Origin of the sequence: Legionella brunensis (genome assembly GCF_001467025.1) — a bacterium.
GTDB classification, from domain to species: Bacteria; Pseudomonadota; Gammaproteobacteria; order Legionellales; family Legionellaceae; genus Tatlockia; species Tatlockia brunensis.
Genome location: NZ_LNXV01000008.1, coordinates 43,714 through 58,817 on the forward strand (window position 1 = coordinate 43,714; position 15,104 = coordinate 58,817).

The window sequence follows — 15,104 nt, forward strand, 5'->3', positions numbered from 1 at the left end:
GGTTAACGAAGTTATGGTGAGTTTCAAGTCCTAAACGAAAGAAACTATTCTGAGGTGAGGTCTCTCTGATTCTGGGTTTTTTTAATTGAATGGGTTTATTTTTGCTTTCCATTTCGCATCGACAACGCTGATGACTTAAACCCAATTCGATTGTCAATTGCTAAATTAAACCAATACATTGACAATTAAACCTATTCTTTTTTTCCGGTTTTGATATCTTCCAAAATACTATCAATTGAGTCTGAGGATAAGGGTTTACTTAAGAAAAATCCTTGCACTTCATCACAATTTTGATTTCTTAGGAACTTGATTTGGTTTTGATTTTCCACGCCTTCTGCAGATACTTTGAAGTTTAAGTTTTGTGCCATCGCGATTATTGCCTCAATAATCACTTCATCGCTACGCGATTTGGAGATGTTCCTAACAAAAGATTGATCAATCTTCAAACGATCAATATGTATTTGTTTCAAATAATTTAAACTTGAACTCCCCGTGCCAAAGTCATCCAGGACAATTTTAACACCCACCTTCTTTAACTCATGAATCATACGTTGAACATCAATATTAGTAATGATTACGTTCTCTGTGATTTCAATCTCAAATAATGCGGGATTAATTTGATATTCTTCTAAAATATTTTTTACGGTTTCTGCGAAATTTACTTGTTTTAATTGTTGCATTGCCACATTCACTGCAACTCTTACTTCAGGTAGCCCCTTCTTGCGCCAAACATCCATTTGACTGCATACTTCGCGAATTACCCACTCTCCCAATGGAACAATAAGACCTGATTCTTCAGCAACAGGAATAAACTCCAGGGGCAAAACAACTCCTTTTTGAGGATGTTGCCAGCGAGCTAAAGCCTCAAGACCTAATAGCTCGTGATTTTTAGCGTCGAATTGAGGCTGATAAACCAGGAAAAATTCATGATTTAGCAATGCTCGTCGTAACTCAGATTCTTGCTCTAATTGTTTATTACTCAGTTGATTGAGTTGAGGCGTGTAAAACTTAAATTGATTACCTCCTTGCTCCTTAGCTTGGTACATTGCCAAATCAGCATTTTTTAGAAGTGAATTTATATCAGTACCATCTGTCGGATAAAGACTAATCCCAATACTCGTGGTTAAAATGAACTCATGACCAGCAATATATAAAGGATGATTAAACGAACTTAGAATTTTTTGAGTGATAGTGACAGCATTCTCTCCTTCTAACTCAAGAAGAATCATTACAAACTCGTCGCCACCAAGTCTCGCAAGCGTATCTTGTGCACGCAATAGAGAGGACAGTCGCTTTGCAACCTCACACAACACTTCATCTCCAAACTCATGTCCCAAACTATCATTAATTAATTTAAAACGGTCTAAATCAAAAAATAAAATGGCAAAATGGTTGTTTAATTGCGAAGCCATTGCAATAGCATGTTGTATTCTATCATTCAACAAGACACGGTTGGGTAAGTTAGTCAGCGAATCATGAGTCGCTTGATGTTCTAATTCTTCTTCCAGGAATGCTCTTTCCGTAATATCTCGAAAGCTCCATACTCTCCCCACTGTGACTTTATTGATACGATGTGGTTGTGAATAGCATTCAATTATTTTTTCTTCTTTAAATTTCACGACCTGTAGGCTGGTATCATCAATATTGTGATATAACTTGTTAATTAGCTCTAAAAATTCTTCTGGCTTTCGTAATTTTCCAATCATGTATTCTAATAATAATTGCTCACTTTTGGGCTCAAGAACTGTTTTTGGAATGTTCCACGTTTTTATAAATTGCTTGTTGCAGTCAATTATTTTTCCTTTCAAGTCAACCACTAAGATGCCATCGGTGGATGACTCAATCGTAGCTCGCAATAATGACAGTGATTGCTGTAATGATTCAGTACGTTCATCGACAATTCTTTGCAAAGACTCGGTATGTTTTTTTGCTTCTTTTGCTAATAACCACTTCCTTGTTAATGCACAGGCAAGTTGTCTAACTGCTACTTTGTCAAAAGGCTTTTTTAAAACTAATAGATTGTCTCTCATCCCTAATTTAAGGACCGTTTCTTCCCATGAATAGTCAGAATAGGCAGTACAAATAACAACCTGAATATCTCTATCAATTTTCCACATTCTTTTAATAGTCTCAAGCCCATCCCATCCAGGTGGCATGCGTACATCCACAAAAGCAAGTGCATAGGGTTTACCTGCCTCTGAGGCCATTTTGATTTTTTCGACTCCTTCACGCCCTTGTTCTGCAGTATCAATTTTAAATTCAGGTAACAAATTTTCATCTTTTTCAAAGTGTTTTTGTTCACCAAATAATTCTTTATCCAGAATACTGAAAGCCCTGGATTCCTGAGTTGTTGTTAGTACCTTGATAAAATCTTCATGGATGGCCGGGTTATCATCAATAATCATAATTCGGAGTTCTATGTCACTCATTAAATACTCCTTTACCTTTTAAATTAGCTTTAACTGGCAATGTCAATGTAAACGTCGCTCCTTGTCCAAGTCCTTGACTTTCAACCTTTAAAGACCCTCCCATGTCTTGCGCAGATAAAGCACAGCTATGCAGACCAAATCCATGGCCTTTAGTTTTAGTAGTGAAACCAAAAGAGAAAATACGATGCAAATTTTCAGGCAAGATACCTATCCCATTATCAACAATTTGAATCTGTAATTTATTACCCTCTCCTTTTACAATAAATTCAATCTGTTTTCTTTTATCAACAGTGTTGCGAAGAACAGCCTCTTTAGCATTTTGAATCAAATTAATTAGAACTTGTAAGAGTTTAGATTTATCAGTAAAGATAAATGATGAGTTAGAATATTCTTTACGCATATTAATCGATTTATCTTTAACAGGATTAGATGACATCTGAAGTGCCGTTTCTATCAACTCAGGAACATAAATTTTTTCATCAATACTTGATACACCGCTAAATGCTTGCTGCATGGCGACGATGTCTTTTAGATGTTGTATATTATTATCGAGATTAACCAGTTCCTCGGTATTTTTATGGTATTCCTTATCAAGAATTTCTTCCAAGGCAAAAAGATATTCGGGAATTAGTTTTCCTTTTTCATCTTGGGTCAAATATTCGCCTATCTGAGTTTGATGCTCCTTTAACATCTCAATAATTTTAAATAATTTTTGGTAATAAGGCTGAGAGAAACTGTCTTTAATCATATTAGTTGAGACATTCAAACTGTTAAGAATATTGCCGATATTATGTAAGATAGAAGTGGCTATTTCTGACATTCCCGCTCGACGTGCTGTGATTAATAATTTTTGGCCAAGCTCTTTAATTTTTTTTTCATTTTTTTTGTCTCTATCAATATCAATTAAAATACCAGAAAGCTTATTTTCCTCCCCCTGACAGTCAGCAATAATGCGATACCACTGATATTCATCCAAGCTATTTTTAATACGAAGTTCAAAGGTATAGTTAATGCGCCTATCTAAAGCTTTTTTCACCAAATTATGCAATTGTAAACAATCATCAGGGTGAATATACTTTAAAAAATCTTGCAAAGTATGAACCGAATTTGAGTCCAGATTAATCAAATTATAGAGTTCTTTCGACCAACAAATCCGATTAGTATCCGCATCATAGTGCCAGTAACAAAGACGCGCGATATGCTGAGCACGCTCAAGCCTTTCATTTAAGAACATCATTTCCCGTGAGGAGAGATTCATCGAACGTTCTAAAAGATAGCGCTCCTGATCCGCCTCCTGATAGGTTTTATTGATACGCAAAATGAACTCTTGCCACTTTTCTATATCCTTAGGCAAGCTATCAATTTTAATTTCCGCACGATTAAGTTGCCGTAGTAACAGTTTATGCAATTCCATAGCTTCTTTATCTAACCCAATTATGATTCAAAGTAAGTAGTTAATGTCATGGTTTGATTATGCAATTTGCAATCACCACACCCTGAAGGACACAATTCACCGTAAGAATAAAAACCTATTTGAATTGTATTATCTGGCAAGGATTCTAACGTAGACTCCGTTTCCTCTTCTGTTCGCTCTCCTAATAGCAGACGTCGCCCTACACAACTGATGCTAATTGCCAAAATAGGGCCTTGAGGTTTATAGCCGGGTTCTAACATACTTTTTCCTGCCAATTCACCAGCCTCGCTGGCACTAGTGATTAAGCGATCAAAATTGGCATGCATTAATTGTGCATAATATCCAGAGGGTATATCACCAGCGAAAATAAGAGCTTGATTTTCTTCATTGATACCTAAAATAGTTCGTACTAAAGAAATAGGATCTTTGGTATTCATATCTTGAATAGCTAAGGGGTAAAGCAATCCGGAAGCCGGTAACTCAGCAGCCCTTTCACCAAGATACTCCTTATAAAGCGCTAAAGCTGGTTGATTATCCAACTCATAAAGTATATTTCCTTCAGAGCGCGTAATTCTTCGCGCCGGACCAAAAATATCCCATCCACCTTTGGAGGCATGACCTACATGAATATGGTTACCGTAAAATCCTGCAGCCACGATGTAATTATCAAGAACTTCACCATTGAAAAGAGTCCAGGTTTTATTAAAATGACTTGTATCACCTGCCAATCCACCAGTAATCAGGGGTTTATTTCCATTAATCGATTTATTCAGTCCTTTAACTAATTCTGTACCATTAACATGTAGTCCCTCAGACAAGACAAAGATACTTTTTAAATCAGGGGATTGTAGTTGCTTGCTAATCGATTCTCCTGCAGCAAAAGAAGCTTCAATTTTATTAACTTGTGCTTTAACAATTTTAATCGGTGTGTTTTCAAATTTAATCACGACAACAGACAGACTCTTATCAAAAATATGTGGGCCAAAGATTTCTCCTGCACTCGAGCAGCCAATGATTTTTGAATTTTTATAGCTTGCACTAAGTTGCTGTATAGACTCTTGTAGATGAGAAAATTCTGGTGCAGCGAAAACAAGCACTAATGTTTGCTCGGAATCCAGATCGGGGAAGGAATTCACACTCCAACCACTTTCCTCAAGGTATTGAAATGCTTTTAACTCCATTAACATATCCTTAGCTAATTTTTATGCAATATATCTTTAATTTTCCACCTTATTAGCAGAATCCCTCTATTATTTAATTTAGCCTATATTTCAATAACCAAGAAATTTATTAAGAAAATTTTAAGACCAAAATGATTGTTAATTTTCCATTATTCGCATCAAATTTAACAATTTTTTTACAATTATCCGCCCTCTCTTAACAAGCCCTTAAGCTTTGTAGAGTATTCTATACTTCATATTATTGACAAAAATTTAATCATTCTTGTCATGATGATGTTTATTGTTAGCGTATGGATTCGCTCTTGATTAATTCTTTTTTGAGAGAGAAGTTATGACTATTCATGTATTTATCGGCGTAGGTCCAGCCAATCTTCATCGCGCGGTCAAAATCAAAAATCTTGACCCCGACGCTCAAATTATTTTGGTTGATGATCGTCTAAGACCAGACACCCGAGATATCGACAGAGAAAGAGCACGCGCCAATATTTTTCGCTTTGAGAATGAAGATGTTACAAAAAAATTACTCGCCGATGGTGTGAATTTAGATGGCTTAATTCATGAGCGCGACTTCTCAGTAGATCAAGGATTTCAGCATGGCGACGATAAAGTTTTCTCAGCTAAGCGTTTTTCTCAAATTCAAATTCGTGATTTACAACTTGCTTTCCTCAAGACTTTATTTGCCCAAGGAAAAGAGCCCTTATTGATTAAAAAGAATGTCAACACAGCCAACGATGAATCAATACAAGAAGGCGTTGCTGAGCTTATAAAGGATTTAAATACTAAAGACCAGGATATTCAGATTCATGTAGCAACTGGTGCTTTGCGAGACGATGAGAAAAAGCAACAAATCATTTATCCAGAAAAAACTCAACTCCATATGCCTGAAGCCACAGAAGATGTTAAAGGGATGACTGTTGTACCATCACATGGTACAACTACCTTTGTAATCACTGGAAAAGTTACCTGTGATGAATTAAGAGACAATCAACGCTCATTAGATCTCACCAAATGGCAGCCCGCGTTAAAAGAGTTTGGTTGGAATCTCGTCCGCCCGCCTCGTATTCGCGTGTTTTACGCCAATGACATCCTCTACATTGGTGCTGAAATCCCAGCAGAAATGATGGATGAAAAGAATACGCCTAAGAAAGAATACGAAGAACAGATAACCAACTACACACGCACGATAGCTAGTTTAGTTTTTCCTGATTTACCTATTAATGACTTACCAGTCAACCCTCATTTGCGCTCAAGATTCCCGACTCCTCGAGGTGAGAAAGGAGCTGTCATTAATAGCGGCAGCATCGGTGGTCATGATGTAACTATCTTCCATCATGGTGATAGCCGCTATCTACCGCACTACCAGACTGGAAGTGGTTTTGTTACCGGATTTTTACAAAATGAACTTTATGCAGAGATTTATGGACGTGACTCTTTCGAAAAACTGCTAGCCTTTGCTCATGAGAAAGATCCTAATGGTGTTTATAAGGATATTGATGCCACTGTAGTAGAAAACACCTACATGAAATTAACTGGAAATGATAAAAAAGCCGCTTTAGATGCTTTCCGTAAAGAGTTATTCATGGCCTTTTCCAGAGACATTATCGAAGAAAACAAGGCAAAAGTTGGTCGTTATTTAAATGCTCTGCATAGTCAAGAACTAGAAGCTTTCAAGAAACCAGAAGTATTTCAAGAAGTTATAGACCTTTATAACAAGCACGTTGGCTTAGAGTTAACAGCCAAGCAATTTGCGGAGGTCGATCCCAGAGTTGCGGTTATCCAACTGTTAAAAACAAACAATGTCGATTTCTTACATGCCATATTACCTCAGTTGCTCAATAAAGATTTTTCCAAAGTTACTGATGAACAATTACTGCATATACGCAATATGCACGTTCTCGATTATGAGAATAATTTAAAGATGGATTCACATGAAGTTGACTTCCATGCTTCTCAAGTCGAAGAAATTCTAAAACATCTAGAGCAAACCAAAGAAGTTGGCAAAGCTCTTGAAGATTTAGTTGGGAAAATCGAAACCAGTAAAACATACAAGGGCCCTACTTTTTCGGTGGATGTTGACGGCTCAACCAAAGACTGGCTAAAAGACCTATTTGACAAAGTAGACCCAGATCACAAAGACACTGTCCTCACAAATATGAAAAATTTGGTCGATGTGGATAGCAATGAATTAGCCGATAAACTTGCAATTATCATAGCTAGCTTTGAAAGTAACCAGAGTTTACATCATCGTGCTGCCGTTCCATTCTTTTTTAAGGGCAAACACAGTGACACTATTCATAAATTTGTTGAGGATATGAAACAACTCACAACAGAGAATGCGGACAATCCCGAATTAATGCGGGTTAAGGCTCTAAGCACGATTGTGGAGTTTAACGACAAGCTAGTCGCTGGGCACTCTCGCAGAACACTTCATGCATTGCAGGAAGTAACCTCTGAGGTACTTAAACCCGAGGCATCTGCCGCGTATTCACATTAATCACTCAATCTCCTCCTGTTCCGGAGGAGTTCTCTTCTTTTTCAAGCGCTCTTGATTGATTTCCATACCAATTAACTATTAGTTAGTTAATTAGACTTTTTTTTGCTTGATTTCTTCAGTTATTTATGATTATTAATAGTCATATAAGGAAATATATGCACAGAAGGAGTCTGACATGCCTTTAATAGAAAGAACGGAAGAAACTGTTTCTCCAGAAAAGTCCTCAATTGAACTCAAACCTCTAAATCACCCCCCAATTGATCCCAATGGCAATGGTTTGGAAAAGCCTTTAGTAGAGCTTAATGTTTTAGAAAAGCCTTCCTTAGAGCCTAATACACTCCCCACTCAACCAGACGATCTCGCACAAATTGCCATTAGTCAACAACAACTGGGACAAATAAAACAAAGCCTGGGCACGATCATCGATACTATGCAACAAAATGATAGCTTAATTTCTCGAGCTGCCAATTTTTGGGGAGAGCTGCCCTTATGGCAAAAAATTGTTGGCGGTATCGTTTTGACCGTGCCTACATTAGCTGCAGGTATTGCAGCACATGTAGGTATTTTATTAGCCATTAGCGGCGTTACTGTCATTGCCTACACTGCCAGTGGTATTGTTCTCGATGATCATCATACCTGTAATAAAAATATTGCCGATCGCCTAAAACAAGGGATTTTTAGCTTAGCTGACATTCTGGAAATTACAATTGCGGCCTTGGATAAAATTCGTGAAAATCTAGCCAAAGAAATTGACAGATTTCGCGACGAAAATAAAAGGCTTACTAATACTGTCGATGAGTTAGGGTACCAAGTGGAGTCACTCTCTAACCAAGTAGAACTATTAATTGCAACAGAGGAATTATTGCGAAAATCCAAGGATGAGCTAGAGCATACGACTGAACAACTACAAAAGACTGTTCAAGATAACGATAAACTTCTTAAAGCCAACCATGACGAGCTTACCCAAGTTAAAAAGGAATATGCAACAAATAGAACGCAGTTAAGTGAAAAAGTAAAAGAATTAGCCGAAGTCCGTACGTCTATGAGTCTTGAAATTCAAAAAACTAAACTTATTGCCGCCACATTGAAAGGCACTGTGGATACCTTATCGGATACTGTCATTGAAGATAGCGAGCAGCGTAAAGGGTTCCAAGAACGTTTGGAGACCTTTTTAAAGGATGAAAAATCTAGTTTTGCTAGTATTGCAGATAGAATTTGTAAAACTGAAACTGAACTTTCTTTAGTAAAAAGTGAGCTTGTCTTTGTAAAAGAAGAGCTAAACCGCAGCAATGAACGTTATGAACAATTACTCCTACGCCAAGAGCAACAGGTTGACCGTTTGGAAAAATTGGATATTCGAGTAATTTCATCAACACCTGAAGCGTCTAAACCGACTTCCGCGAATCAGTTTGGATTTTATTCCCCAAAAAATAAACCTAGTGCACTGGAAAAAGTAGAGAGCTCCGCTAAAAAAGCACCCTATTCGTCAATCTAAAGTAGTAGCTGCTAATCATATTACCTACATCCCCGCGGCAAAAACCGCGGGATTTTCTCATAAAAAATTTAAGAAAATCACAAAATCCCCAATAAGTCCTTGCAAATATCATCACATCTTGTATTGTCTCAAAATTTTAATTCCTTCAAGGAAAAATATGTTTCGAAAAATTTATCTTTTAAGCATTTCTTTTTTTATCTTTGCAAGTGCAAATGCCATTTGTGTTGATAATGACACTGACTTTCAACTTTACTATGAAATTGTTAACAAAAACACAGGCTGCCCAGTGCCCAAAGTTAAATTCCATAGCGGGATTTTGCAAGCTCATCAGAAAGCATGTCACGCTCACTCACAAGCAGAAGGTGATGATTGGAAAATTTATCGTTATGATGACGTTACAATTTTTAAAATTAATAACCAAGGTGAGAAAGAGAGGGCTTGTTTTAAAGCTGTAACTGGTATTATAAATACATTACAAGTTAGTTACCATCCATGGTCAAATACTTGGTGGTGCCTCGACAGAACTGACGATCGCGATTAATCATAAAGAACCCGGCTTACGCACTTCAAAATTTGACTTAAGAACCCCTTGATTTTAAAGCCCCAGAGTAGTAGTTTCAGTACTACATTCCAGCTCTTTATAGAGCTCTTTAAATTTTTTTGGGGATTCAAATTTTAATGCTAATTCTGTGGTTAATAAACCTTTTTCTAGTGCATTTAATCCTTCTGTACAATTCAAACATTTGACTTGCCAACCCTCTAATTCGATAAGTTCGTTGATTTTACAATTCCCTTTCTTTAAAGCCTTGACTCCTGATGCAGTACATAATAATGAAAGTATGCGTACATGAATGAAGGCTCCGGGGTAAAACAAGGCTTTACCGTAATCTTCAAGACAAGTATTTTTCAGTTGACGGAAATGTGCTTGATGGATCTTTTCTAAATTATCTTTGGAAAGAAAACCACCTAAAAAAAGAACCATCCCAAATTTAGAGCACAAATGTTCTTGCACACGATACTCTGCTGGCCAAAGATCAGGGTGAAGATTTTTCAATTTTTCAGCACGCTGATTATCTTTTTCAAGTGCGCATAATTCATGTACTTGCTTAGCTAACTCTAAATCAATAACATTGTTTGAAACTAAATCTTGCAGGTCGGAATCTAGTGACTTCATTTCTTTTTTATAAATCAAGTTATCTTCTCCTATTTCTTTCCAAACAGGAAATTCATTTAAAGTTTCTTTCTTTTTTGAGAAGAGTATATTTCGATTATTCTGCAACATATCAACCACCCATCATCTTTTTAAATTTGAGCAACATTAATGGCTCACCATTAGTAAAGCCATGGGTAAGATTACCCATGGCTTTATAAAAAGCAGGAATTTTATATATTGAAAATAGTTGGCAACCCTTTATTTAATCATAAAGCTAAGGTATGATTTATCTTGCGCCGATTTGAAATTCAGCTTGCGGGCGCTCAATGGTCTCACTATTGTAAATACGGCTAAAGCGGGTATCCTTCCTTCTTTTGCCTCGCATGCGTAACTCTCTCAGGTTTGTGTCATGATTGAATTAAATGGGTTAAACAAATCCTACGCCAACACTGTTGCCTTGCAGAATGTTGATTTGTTTGTGCAAGAAGGTGAAATTTTTGGCATTATTGGTAAAAGTGGTGCAGGTAAATCAACTTTGCTGCGCTCCATCAATTTGTTAGAGCGGCCGGATAGTGGTGAAGTAATCATTGATAATGAAAATATCGCTACCCTCTCCTCACGGAAATTACGCATCGCACGCCATAAAATGGCGATGATTTTTCAACATTTTAATCTTCTTAGCTGCAAAACAGTTTATGAAAACATCGCGCTGCCTATGCGTATACAAGGCATGTCGGAAACCACGATTAAAAATAAAATTGAGGAGTTATTACCCTTAGTAGAGCTCGAGGAAAAAATAAATTTTTATCCCGAGCAACTTAGTGGCGGTCAGAAACAGCGTGTTGCCATCGCTCGGGCCTTGAGTTGCTCACCTAAAATTCTTCTTTGTGATGAAGCCACTTCGGCCTTAGATCCCGAAACAACAAATTCCATTTTGGAATTGTTGAAAAAAATTAATCACGTTTATGGGTTAACGATTGTTTTAATTACTCATGAAATGGAAGTCGTCAAACGGATTTGCCACCGTATAGCGGTGATGGAAGCAGGAAAAATTATTGAAACAACCGCATTAGCAAGTGCATTCAATAATCAAGACAGTCAAGCTCGCAGCATGCTTTACGCATCGTTAAGCCCGCAGTTACCTGCTTGCTTGAGTAGTTCCCTATCCAATGTCCCGAATAACAAGCCCCTGCTGCGGTTATTTTTCCAGGGAGAGAATGCGACTGTTCCTTTTATCAGTAAAACAAGTCGTGAATTACATTTAGACATTAACATCTTATTAGCCAACATTGACCGATTTGATATGATCACTTGCGGCGTGTTGGTTGTTGAGTTAGCAGCAGATAAAAATTTATTAAATTTATTTATCAAACGTTGTGAGGAATCTAATTTAACTGTGGAGATTTTAGGGTATGTCACTGACGATGCTTTATGATTTGCTAATAGCTAGTGGCGAAACCCTTTATATGGTTATCGTCAGCACTCTTTTGGCAACTTTATTAGGTCTGCCTTTGGGAACGCTTCTTTTTACCAGCACAACTATCAAGCCGCATGCTATGTTAAGTCGCTTTATTTCAGGACTTATTAATTTTAGTCGCTCGATTCCCTTTATTATTTTACTAGTTGCCCTCATTCCTTTTACACGATTGTTAGTAGGGACTTCTATCGGCATTCATGCTGCAATGGTTCCTCTCACTCTGGGAGCTACGCCATTTTTTGCACGCTTAGTAGATAACATCTATCAAAACATTCCTAATGGATTAATCGAAGCCGGTTTTTCCATGGGGGCCAACACTCGGCAAATGATCCGTTTTATCCTCTTACCAGAGGCTTTTTCTGCTTTAATCCAAGCAGTTACTGTCACCGCCATTACTCTAGTAAACTACTCTGCAATGGCTGGTACTGTCGGTGGTGGTGGCCTTGGCGATTTAGCAATTCGCTATGGTTATCAGCGTTTTAATATTAGTGTAATGCTCTCAACAGTCGTCGTATTGGTAGTCATTGTGCAATTACTGCAAATGGGAGGTGACAGATTAGCTCGTCACTTTTCGCATAATTAATTGAGATAGAAAATAAAGCGATAATTAGGAGATCAGAATTAATGCGTATTTTTAGTATATTTGTTTTAATTGTTAGTTTGGTTGCCTGTAACAAACCCTCCCCGAATACATTAACAATTGGCACTATTGCAGGACCTGAAACGGATTTAGTTGAAGTCGCCAAAGAAGTTGCCCTGAAAGAATATGGCCTCGACATTAAAATTGTAGAATTTAATGACTACAATTTACCTAACGAAGCTCTGGATGACGGTAGTCTAGATGCCAATGTTTACCAGCATTTGCCCTATTTACAAGCAGCCATGAAAGCTCATGGTTACAATCTCGAGGTAATTGGTAAAACGTTTCTTTACCCGGCGGGAATTTACTCGAACAAATTCAAGTCATTAGCACAGTTGCCTGATAAGGCGACTATAGCAATTCCTAATGACCCAAGCAATGAAGCAAGAGCATTATTACTTTTGAAAAAAGCAGGCTTGATTACCCTGAAAAAAAGCAATACTGCATCCATTGCTGACGTCGCTAAAAATCCCAAGCACCTCAATATTAAAGAATTGGATGCCGCCCAATTACCCCGCATTTTGGCCGATGTCGATGCCGCAGTGATTAACACCACTTTTGCAATTCCTGCAGGTCTAAGCCCGTCTCATGATGCTATTTTTATTGAAGGCAAGGATTCTCCTTATGCTAATTTGATAGTCATTCGTAGCGATAGCATCAAAAAGCCTCAGCTTGAAGAGTTTGTTAAAGCGATGAATTCAGAGCCTGTAAAAGTGAAAGCAAAAGAGTTATTTGGAGATGCTGCAATCCCCGCCTGGTAAGGACTTTAAACATAAACTAAACTTAATTATAAGTTAAGAAATAAGTGTTATACTCAATTTAACTAGTGCTTAGTTAGGACTTGATCATGCCCGGTTTGTTTCAAAGAAAATTTTTTAGACAATTTGCTACTACAGAAGAGTTAGACAAATATTTTAGTCAAGAGAAACAAGAAGAATTTTATAAACACTTTTTAAAGAGTGTTAACCTAGAAAAAGGCTTATCAGGTACGGAAGGTTTCAAAACCTATGAAGAAAACCGTTTTCGCCAATTAGACGACTTTTTAGGTTTCAAAGAGCAAGTAAGCGGAGGTAAAGATAAAGATGGTAAGGATAAAGACCCCGTGGAAAAAAGCCTTCTCGAAGGACCTTATTGGGATAAGCTAAGAAACAAAAATGATGCTCACACTGCAGCTGTCAAAAGAGACGTCTCAAACGCACTTAAAGACACGAATGATGTTCTCAAAAATGCAAAAGAAAGATTTGATAAGGATGTCGCATTAATTAATGCAGAATTAAAAAAAAATCCCCTCGAGATTGACCCAAGGAGACTTCCCGGTCTTTTGCATGCGATTAAAAGTGAAGCACTTGAAGCAGTGAAGACTCATCATGAAAAAACCAAAGCTGAGATGGAAACCTTATTAAACAACTCATCAGGAGACAACCCCCCAGGCATTAAAGATGAATTAATGGCTAGCATGGAATTAACCGATCCCGCTCAATATGAAAAAGTTAAAAAGGAAATGCTGGATTGCTTAGAGAAATCAAATGAAAAGCAATTTAAGCAATTTGAAGATAACTTTAATCAAAGTATTAAAGATATTGTTACAGAATCAAATAAAGAAAAACAGCGTATTGCTGTTGTGGCTGCAGCTCGCACACTCCAGGGCAAAGAGTTTATTGAGCTTCAAAATGAAATTAATCGATTGGCGAAAGAAAATAATGCACAAGCGCCTCGCGGTCCACTTCACGTAACCCGAAATAAAGATACTGGCAGCACCAATATTAGAGGCGTTAATCCCCTGGATTTTGAAAAATGGAAAACAATTACTGGTAGAGATGTCACAATTAACAAAGACGGTAGCCTTCAGATGACACTTCCCAAATGGGGCTTAGGGTACTATAACTCTCGTCATCAAAATGTTGATTATGATTTTCAAAGCATGGCTGAATTGGCTCGCGCCTGTGGCCATGAAGAGATAACCATTGATGTGACCTATGACAGCAAATTAGATAAAGACGGAAAAGAAGCCGACGAATACGGGCGTAGAATGTATGAAGCTTGCATTAACGCTGGCTTTGAGCCTGAAAAAATCACCGTCAAAGTCAATGGTGTAGAAAGAAAACTCACTGACGTTGTTGATAAAGAAGGTAAAAAAGCACCTGGTCTATTTGATGGTGAGCCTGAACGTTTGCAAAAAACCAGGAACATTGCCAAGGCTTTGAAAGAGGAAAGAGAGAAAGACTTGAAGGAGCCAGAACCTACCGATCTTGCAAAATTTAAGGATGAGCTAAATACACTACGCAATCCCCCTGAGCCTCAACCTCTCCCTGGACTTGACGAGACAGAGGATGAAGCACCTCAATTCCAACAACAATAATCTAATTTTACTAAAGAATTCCACTGTTTTTAACAGCGGAATTCTGTTATTTTCTTTCTAACGCAGCCTAGTAAGTTACTGCTTCAAAGGATAGAACTTACGCAAAACCTCAGGTTTGAGACAAAAAATGTTTCGATGAGGTAGTTTAGTGACAACTGAATAAAAATATTTTTAAATAAACGATTGAGATTTTGCGTCAGTTCTAACGGAATTAACTTGGCATAGGGAGAATTACAATGACTATTGGACGCTTAGATGACTTTGACACAGAACTGGAAGTACATATCGATTCACAAGTTGTAAATGAGCCAGGTTTAAGTACAAAACTAGAAAGACGTAGAAGAATAGAGGATTTATTTGAGGAAAAGCGACTCCGTGAAGAACTAGGTGACTTTGATTTAGCCTAATTCTTATCCTGCACTGCGTTTCATTTTGGCTCTTCTAAACACAGTGTAGGACAAT

12 protein-coding genes are annotated in these 15,104 nt (G+C 37.5%); 8 read left to right on the top strand and 4 right to left on the bottom strand.

The genetic code is table 11. The annotated features are described in order from the left end of the window. Positions 1-191: 191 nt before the first annotated feature. Genes Lbru_RS05345 through Lbru_RS05355 form a run of 3 tightly spaced genes read right to left on the bottom strand, consistent with a single transcriptional unit; the run spans position 192 to position 5,024 of the window. Positions 192-2,429: an EAL domain-containing protein gene (locus Lbru_RS05345; protein WP_058441159.1), complete on the bottom strand. Its 2,238-nt coding sequence runs from the start codon at positions 2,427-2,429 to the stop codon at positions 192-194. Continuing rightward, a complete protein-coding gene (locus Lbru_RS05350) occupies positions 2,422-3,843 on the bottom strand; it encodes an ATP-binding protein (RefSeq protein WP_058441160.1) in 1,422 nt (473 codons plus the stop codon). Before Lbru_RS05350 ends, Lbru_RS05345 begins: the two co-directional genes overlap by 8 nt. 20 nt (positions 3,844-3,863) lie before the next feature. Next, complete coding sequence (locus Lbru_RS05355; protein WP_058441161.1) at positions 3,864-5,024, bottom strand: FIST signal transduction protein; 1,161 nt, start codon at positions 5,022-5,024, stop codon at positions 3,864-3,866. A 331-nt stretch (positions 5,025-5,355) separates the two neighbouring features. Between Lbru_RS05355 and Lbru_RS05360 the strand changes: the two genes are divergently transcribed. From Lbru_RS05360 to Lbru_RS05370, 3 genes are all read left to right on the top strand, one after another. Beyond that, positions 5,356-7,518 (top strand): hypothetical protein, encoded by a 2,163-nt coding sequence (locus tag Lbru_RS05360; protein WP_058441162.1) that lies wholly within the window; start codon positions 5,356-5,358, stop codon positions 7,516-7,518. A 175-nt stretch (positions 7,519-7,693) separates the two neighbouring features. Further along, on the top strand, positions 7,694-9,013 hold the full coding sequence (locus Lbru_RS05365) for a LegC2/C7 family Dot/Icm T4SS effector (protein ID WP_058441163.1): 1,320 nt from the start codon (positions 7,694-7,696) through the stop codon (positions 9,011-9,013). Positions 9,014-9,170: 157 nt separating this feature from the next. Continuing rightward, the gene (locus Lbru_RS05370) at positions 9,171-9,554 is read left to right on the top strand and encodes a hypothetical protein (protein ID WP_058441164.1); all 384 of its coding nucleotides are present in this window, start codon (positions 9,171-9,173) and stop codon (positions 9,552-9,554) included. Positions 9,555-9,608: 54 nt separating this feature from the next. Here Lbru_RS05370 and Lbru_RS05375 read toward each other — a convergent pair whose 3' ends face one another. Beyond that, positions 9,609-10,295: a hypothetical protein gene (locus Lbru_RS05375; protein WP_058441165.1), complete on the bottom strand. Its 687-nt coding sequence runs from the start codon at positions 10,293-10,295 to the stop codon at positions 9,609-9,611. Positions 10,296-10,575: 280 nt separating this feature from the next. Between Lbru_RS05375 and Lbru_RS05380 the strand changes: the two genes are divergently transcribed. The 5 genes from Lbru_RS05380 (at position 10,576) to Lbru_RS17455 (ending at position 15,049) form a co-directional block, all read left to right on the top strand. Then, positions 10,576-11,601, top strand: coding sequence for a methionine ABC transporter ATP-binding protein (locus tag Lbru_RS05380; protein WP_058441166.1), 1,026 nt, complete (start codon positions 10,576-10,578; stop codon positions 11,599-11,601). Continuing rightward, positions 11,579-12,226, top strand: a complete 648-nt coding sequence (locus tag Lbru_RS05385; protein ID WP_058441167.1) for a methionine ABC transporter permease — start codon at positions 11,579-11,581, stop codon at positions 12,224-12,226. The genes Lbru_RS05380 and Lbru_RS05385 overlap by 23 nt, the downstream gene beginning before the upstream one ends. A 41-nt stretch (positions 12,227-12,267) precedes the next feature. Then, the gene (locus Lbru_RS05390) at positions 12,268-13,044 is read left to right on the top strand and encodes a MetQ/NlpA family ABC transporter substrate-binding protein (RefSeq protein ID WP_065235425.1); all 777 of its coding nucleotides are present in this window, start codon (positions 12,268-12,270) and stop codon (positions 13,042-13,044) included. An 86-nt stretch (positions 13,045-13,130) separates the two neighbouring features. Beyond that, the gene (locus Lbru_RS05395; protein WP_058441168.1) at positions 13,131-14,642 is read left to right on the top strand and encodes an MCP four helix bundle domain-containing protein; all 1,512 of its coding nucleotides are present in this window, start codon (positions 13,131-13,133) and stop codon (positions 14,640-14,642) included. Positions 14,643-14,878: 236 nt separating this feature from the next. Continuing rightward, positions 14,879-15,049, top strand: coding sequence for a PA3496 family putative envelope integrity protein (locus tag Lbru_RS17455; protein WP_165481423.1), 171 nt, complete (start codon positions 14,879-14,881; stop codon positions 15,047-15,049). The last annotated feature ends 55 nt before the right edge of the window (positions 15,050-15,104 follow it).